General features: G+C 50.5%; 16 protein-coding genes. 9 read left to right on the forward strand and 7 right to left on the reverse strand.

Annotated elements, in window-relative coordinates; translation table 11 throughout:
- Positions 1-65 precede the first annotated feature (65 nt).
- Entirely contained in the window at positions 66-542 is a 477-nt protein-coding gene (locus QMO62_RS26885; RefSeq protein ID WP_284645576.1) for a NanQ anomerase/TabA/YiaL family protein, read from the forward strand.
- A gap of 196 nt (positions 543-738) precedes the next feature.
- Here the strand turns inward: QMO62_RS26885 and QMO62_RS26890 are convergent, their stop codons facing one another.
- Both QMO62_RS26890 and QMO62_RS26895 read right to left on the reverse strand, forming a co-directional pair.
- Positions 739-2010, reverse strand: a complete 1272-nt coding sequence (locus tag QMO62_RS26890; RefSeq protein ID WP_284646694.1) for an MFS transporter — start codon at positions 2008-2010, stop codon at positions 739-741.
- 31 nt (positions 2011-2041) lie between these two features.
- Positions 2042-2713, reverse strand: a complete 672-nt coding sequence (locus QMO62_RS26895; RefSeq protein ID WP_284645577.1) for an ArsR/SmtB family transcription factor — start codon at positions 2711-2713, stop codon at positions 2042-2044.
- A 212-nt stretch (positions 2714-2925) separates the two neighbouring features.
- Between QMO62_RS26895 and QMO62_RS26900 the strand changes: the two genes are divergently transcribed.
- A complete protein-coding gene (locus tag QMO62_RS26900) occupies positions 2926-3249 on the forward strand; it encodes an L-rhamnose mutarotase (RefSeq protein ID WP_284645578.1) in 324 nt (107 codons plus the stop codon).
- A gap of 47 nt (positions 3250-3296) precedes the next feature.
- Here QMO62_RS26900 and QMO62_RS26905 read toward each other — a convergent pair whose 3' ends face one another.
- Complete coding sequence (locus tag QMO62_RS26905; protein WP_284645579.1) at positions 3297-3767, reverse strand: hypothetical protein; 471 nt, start codon at positions 3765-3767, stop codon at positions 3297-3299.
- Positions 3768-4219: 452 nt separating this feature from the next.
- Positions 4220-5449, reverse strand: coding sequence for a serine/threonine transporter SstT (sstT, locus tag QMO62_RS26910; RefSeq protein ID WP_284645580.1), 1230 nt, complete (start codon positions 5447-5449; stop codon positions 4220-4222).
- Between the two features lie 136 nt (positions 5450-5585).
- Between sstT and QMO62_RS26915 the strand changes: the two genes are divergently transcribed.
- Positions 5586-5780 (forward strand): hypothetical protein, encoded by a 195-nt coding sequence (locus QMO62_RS26915; RefSeq protein WP_284645581.1) that lies wholly within the window; start codon positions 5586-5588, stop codon positions 5778-5780.
- Between the two features lie 6 nt (positions 5781-5786).
- On the opposite strand, the gene QMO62_RS26920 is transcribed toward QMO62_RS26915, so the two are convergent.
- A complete protein-coding gene (locus tag QMO62_RS26920) occupies positions 5787-6488 on the reverse strand; it encodes a YybI family spore inner coat protein (protein ID WP_284645582.1) in 702 nt (233 codons plus the stop codon).
- Between the two features lie 97 nt (positions 6489-6585).
- Between QMO62_RS26920 and QMO62_RS26925 the strand changes: the two genes are divergently transcribed.
- A complete protein-coding gene (locus tag QMO62_RS26925; protein ID WP_284645583.1) occupies positions 6586-6693 on the forward strand; it encodes a YjcZ family sporulation protein in 108 nt (35 codons plus the stop codon).
- A 64-nt stretch (positions 6694-6757) separates the two neighbouring features.
- Here QMO62_RS26925 and QMO62_RS26930 read toward each other — a convergent pair whose 3' ends face one another.
- Complete coding sequence (locus QMO62_RS26930) at positions 6758-7087, reverse strand: hypothetical protein (protein ID WP_284645584.1); 330 nt, start codon at positions 7085-7087, stop codon at positions 6758-6760.
- A gap of 151 nt (positions 7088-7238) precedes the next feature.
- On the opposite strand from QMO62_RS26930, the gene QMO62_RS26935 reads away from it, so the two are divergent.
- Positions 7239-7469, forward strand: coding sequence for a hypothetical protein (locus tag QMO62_RS26935; RefSeq protein WP_284645585.1), 231 nt, complete (start codon positions 7239-7241; stop codon positions 7467-7469).
- 56 nt (positions 7470-7525) lie between these two features.
- Here the strand turns inward: QMO62_RS26935 and QMO62_RS26940 are convergent, their stop codons facing one another.
- On the reverse strand, positions 7526-7819 hold the full coding sequence (locus tag QMO62_RS26940; RefSeq protein ID WP_284645586.1) for a hypothetical protein: 294 nt from the start codon (positions 7817-7819) through the stop codon (positions 7526-7528).
- 473 nt (positions 7820-8292) lie between these two features.
- Here QMO62_RS26940 and QMO62_RS26945 point away from each other — a divergent pair, with 473 nt between their 5' ends.
- Genes QMO62_RS26945 through QMO62_RS26960 form a run of 4 tightly spaced genes read left to right on the forward strand, consistent with a single transcriptional unit; the run spans position 8293 to position 13930 of the window.
- On the forward strand, positions 8293-8541 hold the full coding sequence (locus QMO62_RS26945; protein WP_284645587.1) for a hypothetical protein: 249 nt from the start codon (positions 8293-8295) through the stop codon (positions 8539-8541).
- Position 8542: 1 nt separating this feature from the next.
- Positions 8543-9958 carry a Wadjet anti-phage system protein JetA family protein gene (locus QMO62_RS26950; RefSeq protein ID WP_284645588.1) on the forward strand — a complete coding sequence of 472 codons (1416 nt, stop codon included), beginning with the start codon at positions 8543-8545 and terminating at the stop codon, positions 9956-9958.
- Complete coding sequence (locus tag QMO62_RS26955; RefSeq protein ID WP_284645589.1) at positions 9945-10568, forward strand: DUF4194 domain-containing protein; 624 nt, start codon at positions 9945-9947, stop codon at positions 10566-10568. The genes QMO62_RS26950 and QMO62_RS26955 overlap by 14 nt, the downstream gene beginning before the upstream one ends.
- Positions 10565-13930 (forward strand): ATP-binding protein, encoded by a 3366-nt coding sequence (locus tag QMO62_RS26960; protein ID WP_284645590.1) that lies wholly within the window; start codon positions 10565-10567, stop codon positions 13928-13930. The genes QMO62_RS26955 and QMO62_RS26960 overlap by 4 nt, the downstream gene beginning before the upstream one ends.
- The last annotated feature ends 23 nt before the right edge of the window (positions 13931-13953 follow it).

Consider the following 13953-nt stretch of genomic DNA (forward strand, 5'->3'; position numbering starts at 1 on the left):
CATTCAAATCTCGTATTTTGTGCTATACTAGCAGAAAAAGGTATGCTTGGAAGGAGCACAGCAATATGATATTGGGTGACATCAGGTTTTGGGAGAAGGAAAAGGGCGCTTTATCTCCAGTGTTTCAGAAGGCGATTGATTTTCTCCAATCCCGTGATCTCGGGCAGCTGGAGCTGGGGAAATACGAAATTATGGGTGATGACATGTTTGCCTTGGTGCAGGAGCTCATTGCCGTCAAGCCCGGCGAAAGAAAATCGGAATGTCATGCCAAGTATGTCGATCTGCAATATTTGGTTCAAGGCGGGGAAGAGCGCATTTATGTAGCGCGGGCATCTGAGAACAACGTAGCGGTGGAAGACCGGCTGGCGGATAACGATTATCTCTTATTCGATGAGGTGGAGAACGAGATGGAGATCCGTTTGAAGCCAGGCATGTTTGCTATATTTTTCCCGGCAGATTTGCACCGTCCGGGCTGCAGTCCCGTAGGCGGCGAGAAGCTGAAGAAGGTCGTGTTTAAGATCAATTCCGCACTGCTTTCCTAATCATTGATACTTATGAAGAGGGCTTTCCTTACGGGTCTTACGGGACCGGAGGAAAGCCTTCTTTTTTATAAGTTTTGAGCGGAGCTCAAGAATTCTAATGTTTCAAGAAAAGCTTCCTCTTGATCACGAATGTACTTCCCTGAGAGGGCTTCGATAGAAGCTTTTCTTATTTTATCAACTGTATGCGAGAGACGGGTCAGAGTGTCATACTCCCGGATTTTTCCTTGCTTGGTTTGCCTCGGGACCAGATGACGACGGGTACCAGGAGGAGTGCCATAATGCCGCCCGCAAGGGAGAGGGCCGCATAACTGGAGTTTGCTACAACGATACCGGAGAGGGCACCGCTTGATGCTCCGACCAAGGCAATCAGTACATCTATGGCGCCTTGTGTTTTGGCACGATTAGCCGGTTGAGTGGCATCAATGATGATCGCGGTTCCGCTAATCAAGCCAAAGTTCCAGCCAAGCCCGAGAAGAACCAGCGCGACGATCAAGCCGAGCATGGAATCGGCCGGTACGGCTGCTGAGGTTATTCCTGCAGCGAGAAGCACCGCACCGGAAGCAAGCGACATGGCTGTGCGTCCGATTTTGTCAACAAGCATACCCGTCACGAGGGAGGGAAGGAACATCGCGGCAATATGAAGGCTGATGACTAAGCCTACCTCGCTTAATCCGTGACCGTGATGCTTCATGTGAATAGGCGTCATTGTCATGATGGCAATCATCACGACTTGAGTTAAAAGCATTACCGTTGTGCCGACCCAGATCCCCCGGGTGCCGGTAACGGGTGAATTCGAACGGATATCGGTAGTGCCGTCTTGCTCCTTGTTCGATTTCTGCGCCTCGGCAAGATCTTTCGCCACGAGGAACGGATCGGGACGCAGGAAGAAATGCAAAATCAGGCCTGCCAGGATAAAAGCAGCGGCTGCCAGAATGAAAGGACCGGCCAAGGCGGGGATTCCTAGCGACTCGGCGAATCGACCCATGACATTGACTAAGTTAGGTCCTCCCACTGCCCCTAAAGTCGTGGAAACCATAGCAATACTTACGGCGGTTGCCCTTTGCGTCGGTTTAGCCAAATCCGTGCCTGCATAACGTGCTTGCAGGTTCGTAGACGTTCCGGCGCCGTAGACTAAAAGTGAAAGGAAGAGCAAGGGAATCTGATGAGCAGCCGTTGCGGCCACAACTCCTGCAGCTCCCAGCCCGCCGGCAATAAAACCGGCCGCAAGTCCTAATCTGCGCCCGTAATGCTGTGACAGCCGCCCGACTAAATAGGCGGATAATGCCGAGCCAAGAGTAACCAGCGCGGCAGGAATGCCCGCGAAGCTGTCATTCCCGAGCAGGTCCTGTACGATTAATGCTCCGACGGTTACTCCTGCCGCTAGCCCTGCGCCTCCGAAGATTTGGGAAATGACGACGATAAGCAGTGTTCGTTTATAAAGTCGTTCCCGCCATTCTGAAGAATTCATCTTATCTGAAGGTAACACTAGTAAGCACCTCCTATCCCATTAAATGATGCTGCTCGGCAAACTGCCGCCATTCGAGTACGCTCTCCATCAGATGAAAAGCGTTATACCCTTCTCTTTTCAGTAGCTCCGCTGCCTGCGCCGACTGAAGGCAATACGGCCCGCGGCAGTAAGCGACAATATCCTTACGGGTTGGCAGCGCAGCAAGATGCTGCTCCAGCTCCTCAAACGGTACGCTAATCGCCCCGGGAATATGATTCGCTTCGTATTCATCTCTCGGCCGAACATCGAGCAGCAAGACTTCGCCTTTCTCCATTCGCCGCTTTAATTCCTCCATGGAGATAGGCTCCATCGGGGCATGGTGCTCGAGCACCTCCGTTTTGATCTGCTTGATCTCCACCAGCTGCCGCTCACTCAATCGGTGCAGGGACAACATAAAATCGGCGACCGCCTCGTCTACGAGCTCATAAATGACATAAGTGCCTCTTTTCGTAAATCGAACGAGTCTCGCTTCGTGGAGTATTTGCAAATGCTGCGATACGTTTGCCATGCTCATCCCCGTTTGGCTCGCCAGCAACTCTACCGCTTTAGGACCTTGCGCAAGCAGGTCAAGCAGCTCCAACCGCTTCGGGCTGGACAGGCTTTTGCCGATTCGGGCGAATTCTTGATAAAGTCGGTCCTTCCATATTCTCTCGATCGAGCCCATGCCGTATCACCTCAACTATTCAATAAAGTACTTGAATATAATAAAGTATAGTTTCAGCTGGATGGAAAAGTCAATTACAAATGTTCCGATTCGCGAGGCTGCTGCGGCGGAACAGCGAAACATTGCTATGCACACAAGGCAGCTTATACTATAATTACCAGTGTATAGGTAACGTGCCATCATTGACTTACAGTTTTCAAGGAGGTCTGCACATGAAGCGCTACGGGAGCGTCATTAAGGTAAGAGAGGAAAAGCTGGAGGAATACAAACGGCTGCATGCGAGCGTATGGCCAGGTGTTCTGAATATGATCCATGCCTGCAATATTCGCAATTATTCGATTTACTACAAGGATGGGTATTTATTCAGCTATTTCGAATATCATGGAGAGGATTACGAGGCGGATATGGCCAAAATGGCCGCCGACCCGGAAACCCGGAGATGGTGGGAATTGTGCGACCCATGCCAGGAACCGCTGGAAACACGGAAAGAAGGCGAATGGTGGGCGGAAATGGAAGAAGTGTTTCATACCGATTAAGGTAAGAGCGGGGTTGACGGGAAGAGGTCAGCCTCGCTCTTTTTTCTTCATACGGCTTTATATTTCATGATGACCATCAATCCGGCGAGAGCTGTGAGTGCAAGCAGCAAAATCATATATAGCGGCAAGAAGCACCAAGCAATGAAGAACCATGCAAGCAGCAATGAAACCGGGCTGGTGGCTCTAAGTAACAGGTACATCCGCTTACCCATCCCGGATCGGTTCAAAGGGGTCGCTTCGATCAGAAGGAGCAAAGGGTTACAGATCGTCCCGAACAGCAAAGGAATGATGACATACAAAGGAAATGCCGTTTGCAAAGCAGATTCCAGTAAATAGACCAAAGCTGCGGCAAAGGCTTGAGTGAAAAAATCCAAGTGCGCCGATTTCAGCTTACGCGGATTCGTGAAAAGCTTCGTCCAGGAGGGAGAGTTTTGGTAATGCACAGCCGCCAGCGGAAGCGACAGGATCAAGCCCAGCATGAATGAAAACAATCCCCATTGTAGTAGTTGAATCGTCATATTCAATCTCCTTTTCAGTGAATTTTCTAATGTCGATGAACACAGCTTATCATTCATGCCGTGCAAACAACGCGCAAATAATGAAACGTCTGCCGCAAAATACTGCGCTGTCCACGCAAAAATTTTTTGCAGCTTAACGAATAATCCTTGGGAAAACAGCCATAATAAACTTCGACGGTGAGAGAGAGGTGTGGTTCCGTTGAATGCTTCAACGAATACAGCCGTAGAAGGAGTTATTGAAACCAAATAGAAGCGAGGGGATGTGCCAAAGAGACGTTATTGTAGTATCCTAACTGCAATAAGTTGATGAGGTTACCTGAGTGTTCGAATGGTTCAAAACAAATTCATCACTTCACCGTCAGGGACTCCGCAAGGAGTCCTTTTTACAATGAATAAATGGAAAAAAAAGGGGCGATCACTCCAGTGGAATACCTGGAAGCGACCGCCGTGAATTAAGCTTGGACGTCATATTGTTTGCCTTCTTTACGTATCTTCGAGAACTCCGCTGTCGCGGTAAACAGGACGTCGGAAGAGGAATTTAGCGCCGTTTCAAACGAATCCTGCAAAACGCCAATGATGAAGCCTACGCCGACTACTTGGATAGCAATATCATTCGGAATGCCGAATAAGCTGCATGCCAAGGGAATAAGCAGAAGCGACCCGCCTGCAACGCCTGAGGCCCCTGCAGCGGACACAGCCGATAGGATACTAAGAAGAACTGCTGTGGCAAAATCGACTTGGATACCAAGCGTATGAACGGTTGCAAGCGTCAAGACGGATATCGTTACCGCAGCACCGGCCATATTGATTGTGGCACCTAACGGAATGGAGACCGAATAGGTATTCGAATCCAACTTCATCTGCTCACACAATCTCATGTTGATTGGGATGTTCGCGGCTGAGCTGCGGGTGAAAAATGCGGTAATCCCGCTTTCTCTCAGACAAGTTAACACAAGCGGATAAGGATTTCTTCGAATGTTTACATATACAATCAACGGGTTGACAACAAGAGCCATAAAAAGCATACACCCAATAAGAACGAGAAGTAATTTACCGTAAATCAGCAGAGATGAGAACCCGTTCTTGGTTATGGAGTCAAACACAAGCCCCATGATTCCCAGCGGCGCCCAATGGATGACCCATTTGACAAGGCGGGAGACGGCATCCGCAAAGTCAACCAGCATGTCTTTCGTACTATGATTGGCATTTCGCAAGGCTATGCCAAGAAGGACCGCCCAAGTTAGGATACCGATATAATTGGCATGGATTAGGGCACTTACCGGGTTGTCGACAATTTGAAACAGTAAGGTCTTAAGCACTTCAACAATCCCTTGAGGCGGAGTCAAATCCTCGGTACCCTTTACTAGGGATAATGTTACCGGAAAAGCATAACTGGCAATAACGGCAATCACCCCGGCCAGAAACGTACTTAACCCATAAAGGAAAAGAATGGATCCCATATTGGTTTGATGGCCCTTATTATGTTTTGAAATCGCGGCCATCACAAGGAGGAGGACCAATAAAGGCGCAACCGACTTTAATGCATTTATGAACAAGGAACCGAGAATAGTGATTCCCGTTGCATTTGGAACGGCTAATGCCAAAATGATCCCCGCTGTAATCCCTGCCAATATTCGTTTAACCAAGCTTATTTGATTCCACTTTCGTATGAATGTTCGCATGAATTCCCTCCGGCTAGAATGTGGAAATATAACAAAGCCTAGCAGCAATAACATAAGGCAGTTATATCATAACGATAGTTTACCATGTTAAATATTAATTGGGTATATTAAAAAGCGAGGATGCGGGAGGGTTTTTATGGAGTCGGATAAGAAGGAAGGGGCGGGCTTGTCCACAGGCATACTGCCGTTTGTCCTGACGGACGCTGGGCAGTTTCGGACACGGGCAAGGAAGAACGCAAAGCCAAATTGTCCTTACCGAAGTGAAGAGCGGCAGAGCGGCAGGCATTGCAAATCGACCGCTGGAGTCATCACCCCGGACATGCAGGACTAGTGCAGACTAAACAAGTTTCGTTCCTTCAATGGCAACGGAAATTCTGGATGAAACCAGCTGCTTGCCGTCCCACGTCAAAAGATTCTCCACATAACCTAGGGTATCCGCATTCGTTGTACCGATTATCCGCTGAATCGCAAGCAAATCATAGCCGCCCGCTTTGTCGCCGGTTACAATGGGAAACAATCCGCCTATGGCAAGAACCTCCCCTTGGGCTGCCTGCTTTAGCTTGCCGTTTGGATCGTAATACTGCAGCAGATAGCCATACCCTTTGGTACTAATATCAATAATAAATTGCACATTAAGCTGAGGACTCTGTACGCTCACTTTATAATAGTCCTGATAATAAACAAGGAAGGTAAACAGTTGGTTATAGCTGTCGCTATTCAACACCTCGTAAAGCATATGATGTTGGTAGGAATATAGGTAGAAAATGCCGTATCCGCCGCTCCCTCCGGTATCGATGCTCACCAGAATATCGGGTGTGGAATCTTTGGTGAAATCCCCCAGGAACAGCCTTGCATTATAGCCTGCGTTATTTTTAAGCGGGACCGTTGTCCTTAGGAGGGTCCTTCCGTCTTGAATGACAAGCGTGATCTGGTCTGCAAAAGGGGACGAAGGATCCGGTTTCTTCCCATACAAATACACACTGTCTGCGATGCCGTCACCGGTCACATCGGCTTGTTTCACATCAAGCAATTGATCCATCTCCGATAAATTCCTCCTTTAATTAGGTTGGAGTCTAATCAAGACAGCCGGGCTAAGCATAACATAATCTCAGAAAGGCAAAAAGGAGGGATAGTCAATGGGTTGTGTCGGTGGTGGTGTTGGAGGCGGCTTTACTTCCGCAGCTGCAATACTGGTTCTCTACATTCTGTTGGTGATCATTTTGTCGGCTGGTTTCTTCGTGTAATAGAAAAAAGGTAAATAAGGAACCGGCGCCCTTAGATAGCTAAGGTCTCGGTTCCTTTCCTTAATTATACATAGAGCAGGGTAATGACCAACAGCTCATAGAGCACTAGAGGCAGAATCACATTGTTATAATAATATTGCTGAGAAAGTGCACGATATGGGGTAGGGGTCGGAACAGGATTCCGAACGCTTAAGTACAAGATGCCTTTGTCGCAATGGACAAGCACTCCCTCATACACATGACCGTCCATGGTTTCAATTCTCACGAGCTGGTTCCTGTGCTGACGGCAAATATGGTGGACGTGATCGCGAACGGACTTCAGGCTGGAGACGACATGGGGGTCGGCTCTAAACAAGACTTGCGGCTGGTGGACGTTGGGGACTTGATAACTCATCGTGGATGACCTCGCTTTGAGTAGATTCTCTTCCAGCTTATGCAGATGCCTACATTATGGTGAGGGGTGCATGATCTGGTATTCGCCGCCGAAAGTTTTCTCATTTGACCTTCGACGTAGTACAATGATTTCGAAGGGAGCGAGCGGAAACATGATAGAGTGTCCCCAGTGTAAGAAAGCTACACCCTACCAGAAGCACTGCACTCATTGCGGAGCCAATCTGAAGCAGAAATCCGCGATTGAGCAATTCGACATGCTGGCCGAAAGAGTAGCTCAAGCGTTGAAGGAAGAAAGGCGCCGCAGGCAAAGAAGGCGGGCCACTCAGCTTGTCCTCCTGGGTCTGGTTGTTGCGGTTGCAGTCTACGTCGGACTACATATCTAAGAAATGGAAAAAAGCTCTAGTCCCATCCATGGATGAGTCTAGAGCTTTTGTCTGGTTTAATCTATATAAATTGTACCCTTTGGTACTGGAATTCCTTTGGCAACCAGAGTAATTCCAGTGCCGTCAGGAATATAGACGACCTTCGAATCTTGAAACCCTACATAAAATCCGGGAACCCAGATGCCGTTCACATTCGTTTTCGGTCCTGTCCATTCGGTTTTCATAGTCTCTACGCTTACGCTTTGTGTACTTGCTGCGCTCTCGGCAGGGGTCGCAGCAGCGGCTGCATTCGCAACCATCAAAGATGCGCAAACGAAGAGTGCAGATACTTTGGTTTTCATCATTTTCATCGAACGTCACTCCTTGGATATGTATGGTATCATTGCCAGCCATCGCCGGATGATCAATATTTACCCAAAGAAGCTTCGTATGAAACAATGGATTTAATGGGGTCGCATCGTAAAATAAAACGGCAAAGCTAATGCGGCCAGAGCGCCAAGCAATCCTGTTGCCCAGACCGTCGACTTATTGATCCGATTCATATAGTATCACTCCCAAGATTAACTTTGAATGCCTTTACTATGTCCTAAGAAAACAGCGGCTATTCAAGGCGCGGCTAGATACAACCGGACAAATCGACATTCCTCGGCATCAGCCGCCATCAGATTACACGAAAAGGATTGACACCTATCGCGCAATGGTGGACAATAATGGCAGTGTTTTGCAACGTTTAAAACCCCAATTACTGTGATAGGGGGTGACTCCCATCGCCAGACCAAAGAAGGCGGAGGAAGCGAAGCGGGCTTTTAAACAAAATGTGTATTTGAATGAATCGGAATACGATGAGCTGCTTGCCGCGGCTGCGCTGCGTCAGATGGAGAAGTCCAAAGCGATCCGAGAGGCGATCCGCCACTGGCTGCTACAATCGCCGAACCTGCAAACCCAGGCCGGTGGGATTCAGGGCTATCGCTGCGACGCCGGCCATTTGTTCTGGCTGCAGCAGCACCATATGCCGAAGGCTTGTCCCTGCTGCGGGACGACCGACACCAGGCTCCTGAAGGAGGAGGGATGACATGCAGCTTTTTGCCAAGCATCGGCTGCCGGATGCGTTATTTTCGATATTCACCTCGAAATATAGAGAGCTCTATGCCAGCAGCTTATTCGTACTGCTGACCTGTTATCGTCAGGAAATTGCCATCAAAAAAAGCGAGCTTGCATCCATGCTTTGCGATGCGCTGGAGGAGCAGCTGCTTCAGACGCACGACGAGGAAGAGGGGCTTAGCGGCAATACTTTATCGGAACGTGCTTACGCGATTATCCGCAAGCTTCATGCGACCGGGTGGCTGGAGACGGAGCAGAGCATGGATACGTTTGAAGAGTATTTGACGGTACCGGAGTTTGCGATCAAGATCATCAAGACGCTGCAGGAAGTCGCGAATGAACGGCCGAAGGAATACAATTCCTTCGTTCACAGCACCTATATTGCGCTGAAGAGTGCGGATACGGAGCGTGATGAATATACGTATGAGGCGCTGCTTACCGCTTATCGCAATACGGAAGAGCTGATCGACAGCCTCCGAACGCTGCTCGGCAATATTCGAAAATACTATCAGGAGCTGCAGCAGCAGACCGAGGTACGCGATTTGCTGGTACAGCATTTTGACCAATATACAAGTCTGGTCATGGAGAAGGTGTACCACCGGATCAAAACGACGGACTGTGTTCCGCGCTTTCGGGTAAGCATACTGCATATTTTAAAAAAATGGCTTGGAGATTACCGGCTCCTCGAAACGATTGCCGGACAGATGCTTCAGCGCGGCCATGAAGCCTCCGTTGTGGAGGCCCAGCGCAAGGTGAGCTCGATGCTCGACGATATGATTAATGCCTATGAGAATATCAATTCTATACTGAGGGAGATCGATCGAAAGAACAGTACATACATTAAAGCATCCGTTGAGCGCTTCCAATACTTGTTGAACGAGAACGAAGGGATGAAGGGGCGGCTCGTCGATATTCTTCACAAGGCGGGCAGCTACGAAGATCCGGACAAGGCCTGGAGCCTGATGGCCGAATCGCTTCCGCTGCATTCCGTGAACCACGTAACCACCGATTCGCTTTATACGGAGCCAAGGCGCAGGGAGCGTCATCAGCCGACGCCGCTGAACCTGGAAACCGAGGCGAGAGAGGAAGAGATCGAGCAGGAATATGAGGGATTGAAGGAACGGATTCGTCATGGTCTGACGCGCAATAAAGTGATTGCTTATATCGAGCAGGCTATGCAGCGGCAGGACAGGCTTCCCGGCAGCATGCTGCCTCTGGAGACGGATGAGCAGTTCCTGCAATTGGTCATGTCCGTATTGATGAGTGATGACGCGGGGATTCCGTACCAGGTGGAATGGCAGGATGGGTATGTCGAGGTGAACGGGTACCGGATTCCGGAGATGATTTTTGCAAGGAGAAAAGGGGGGAAGGCCAGTGGAATGGTTTGAACGCTATCAGGCGATGAGTGATAAAGAAAAGGACCAGTTCTCCCGAATCGCAGCGACGATGCTGCAACAAACCTTCCTGCTCAGGGAGAAGATGGATTTGCGGGAAAGGACGGTGGAGATCAACCGGGATTTTCGCTTTGTCGAATACTATCAGGATGTATTCCGTGGATATTTGGCGATGTCCGGCTGGCAGTTTGATCTGGATGTGACGTACGGCGTATGCTCCGTTTCCCACGGGTCAGGAATGAATCGGGCCTCTCTGGGCAAATGGGCTACTTACTTGTTATATGTGCTTCGGCTGATTTACGAAGAGGAGCGGGAGAAGCTTTCCTTGCGGAAGGATGTAGTCACAACGCTCGGAGCCGTACACGACAAGCTGTTTATGTTTCAACTGGCGGAGCGGAAGCTTCCGGACGTAATCTGGAATGAAGCCCTAAGCACACTCAAGCAGTATCAGCTGATCGATAAGCTGGACGGCAGCCGTATCGAGCCGGAATCGCGCCTGGTTATTTACCCGTCCATTCTGTTCCTGGTAGGGCCGGAGCATATTGGACGGCTGGAGAAGAGGCTTCAGGAGGAGCAGGGCAGCTCGGAGGAGGTTAGCGCGTGAAGTGGCTGAATCGGCTTTATTTGGTCAAATGGCATTACATAGAACAGCAAGTGATTGAATTTGAACGAATCAATTTTCTTACAGGGAAGAATGCGACAGGCAAATCGACCATCATCGACGCGATTCAGCTTGTCATGCTGGGCGATACAAGGGGCCATTACTTTAATAAAGCCGCGAATGAGCAGTCCCGGCGCTCCCTTAAGGGCTACTTGTACGGAGAAACCGGCTACAATGAAGCGGAAGGCGTCGTGTATTTGCGCAAGGATGAGGATTTCAGCACCTATGTCATGGCTGAATTTTACCATGAGGCAAAACAGGAGTATTTCACCATAGGGGTTGTGTTCGACTGCGGGCGGGACGGCCGATGGGATCATAAATTTTTCATCCTGGAGGCCCCGATTCCGGAGCATCGCTTCATCTTCGACGCCATCCCGCTAGGGATTTCCGAGCTGCGCAAATATTTGACCAAGCATTACGACCGCAGCAGGTTCCAATTCTTCGACTCGGACAAAGCGTATCGTGAAGGCTTCAAGGGTGTGATGGGACGCATCAAAGGCGATTATTTCGACCTGTTCCGCAAGGCCGTTCCTTTCACGCCGATTATGAATATCAAACAGTTCATCACGGAGTTCGTTTGTGAAACGCAGAACAAGGTCGATATCGAGCATATGCGGGAAAATATCAGGCAATATAAGCTGCTGGAGCATCAGGCCGAAACGATCAAAAGCCGCATCAAGTCCCTCGAGGCGATCGAGGAGGCTTATCAAGCCTACGATGAGCTTTCGCATCGATGGCAGATGGAGCGGTACGCCCTGTTGAAGGCGGAGGCGGATGAGACTGAGGCGGATCGCAAGCATTTGATGGATGAGCTGGGACGGAAGGAAGCCGATCTGCAAGCAGTGCAGCGGCGCGTACACGAGATCGAAGGGCAGCTGACGGAGGCGTCGGCCGTCTTGGAGACACTGCGCAAGCAGTACTACTCCAGCAAGGAGCGCGGTGAGTTGGAGCAGCTGGAGGTGTCCGTGCGGCAGGCAAAAGATGCGCTAAGCCAATCGGAGCATGCGAAAACGGAGGTGGAGCGCAGACTGCTGCCGCTGACGACCTCCTGGATGAAGCTTCTTGATGAAATCGAGAATCATGAGCCTGAGATTGTAACACAAGAGCTGCGGCAGCTTACGGAATCCATTCAAACGCAGGCGGGAGCCTTCCCGTTTCAGTTCAAACGGACCGATTTCTCCGACTGGAGACTGCAGACGGAGGAGACCGTCGGCCGGATTCGCCAAGCCTTGGAGGGCATCCGCGTGGAAATGAACCGTCTGCAGAAGGAGCAGCAGGCTTGCCGCAGCCGTTGGACGAAGCTTCGCGAGGGACACAAGGAATACCCGAATCGGGAGCTGGGACCGCTCCGCGATACCATCATCCGGGAGCTTTCGGCCCGGAGCGGGAAGCCGGTCTCCGTTGACGTCTTGTGCGAGCTGCTGGAGGTACGGGATCCGCAGTGGCGTCAAGCGGTTGAAGGGTATTTGAACAACCAGCGTTTTTATTTGATCGTCCCGCCGGAGCATTATACGGAAGCCGTTCAGATCTACGATCGCATCAAGTTCGAACGGAAGTTCTACGATATCGGACTCGTCGATGTAGGCAAAATTTTGGAGCGTAAGCCGAGCGTACAGGCAGGAAGCCTGGCAGAGGAAGTGACTACGGACAACCCGTATGCCAGAGCATATATCGATTACATCTTAGGCCGCGTGATCAAGTGCCAGCGGGTGGAGGAGCTCCGTCGCCATTCTACTGCAATCACACCTTCCTGTATGCTGTATTCGGGCTTCGTCTCTCGTCAAATTCATCCGCGGGTTTACGAAACGCCCTATCTTGGACGCAAGGCGCTTGACTTTCAAGCCAAGCAGCTCGAGCGCGAGATGTATCAGCTTCAGGAGCAGCTGGAGATGGAATGGCAGCCGAAGCTGGAGCTGTATCATGCGTGGTCCAAGGCTCCTCTGCTGAGCGAGTGGGAGCTGGACCAGCTGTTAGCTCCGGAGGGAACGGCAGCGATGGCCAACCTTCAGCCTGTCCGTTACCAAGCATGGACCGAGCTTCGGGAGCGTATGGATCAATTCGACCTGAGCGGAATGCAGCGGCTGGAGCAGCAGGTCAAGCATGCGGAGGCCGCCGAGAGAGCTTTGCTCGCTGAGAACAGCGGCTATATCAAGCGGATTGGGGAACTGGAAACGGATATTCGAAGCCTGAGGCAGTATCAGCTGCCTGATCTGGAAGCGGAGCTTCAGCAGAAGGAAAGCAGCATTCGGGATGCCTTCCCTGAGGATTGGATCCGAGAGCATGGATGGCCGTACTATGCGCAGGAACACAGCGGACAACCAAAGCTGAAAGCACTGCGGGACCGCTTGGCCAGCCTGGCCGTAGCGACGGAATACGAGAAGGGAATTCATCACCGGAAGCTGGTGGAGCTTCGATTCGAGTACTTAAAATCGCACAAAGCCACACTTGACCATCTGGAGGAAGGCAACGACAGCTGGTTTGCCGAGCTTCGCCGGATGAGAGATACCTCGTTGCCCGACTATGAGGATCAGATCGTAGAAGCGCGTGAGCGGGCATCGGTACAATTCCAGGAGGATTTCGTCAGCAAGCTGAAGGAGAATATTGAAGCCGCCTACGAGCATATCAGCGACTTGAATCATGCGATTGCTTCTTTTCATTTCGGGAGGAAATCATACAAGTTCGATATTAAGCCGCATGCGACGTACCGTGATTTTTACCGGATGATCACGGACGATATGCTCATGGAGGGCCGCAGTATTTTCTCCGATGTGTTCATGCAGAAGCACGGCGATGCCGTCGAGCAGCTTTTTCATAAAATCGTATACACCGGTGAGGATACGGGAAGTCCGGAGCAGATCCGGGAGCTTGAAGAGAATTTGGTCAAATATACCGATTACCGGACCTATCTGGACTTCGACTTGCTGGAAATCGATGAGAAGGGTGCGGAGTCCAGTCTTTCGAAGGTCATCGCGACCAAATCCGGTGGAGAAACCCAAACGCCGTTCTATATTGCAGTTCTGGCCTCTTTCCTCCAAACCTATCGTGTCAAGCATCCTTCCTTGAACCAAACGGTGCGGCTCATTGTTTTCGACGAGGCCTTTAGTAAAATGGACCATCAGCGGATTAGGGAATGTATCAAGCTGGTGCGGAATATGGGACTTCAGATCATTATCTCGGCTCCGACGGAGAAGCTCGCGGACATTGCTCCGCTGGTAGACAGGAATCTGTGTGTGACGAGGATTCGAAATCGCACCCATGTCAAGGCGTTCGATCCCCGAGAACTGTTGGAAGAGGACGCAGTGTAGCAGCAAAAAAAGAGGCTGAATCC

The organism is Paenibacillus silviterrae, assembly GCF_030167925.1.
In the GTDB taxonomy this organism is placed as follows: Bacteria; Bacillota; Bacilli; order Paenibacillales; family NBRC-103111; genus Paenibacillus_G; species Paenibacillus_G silviterrae.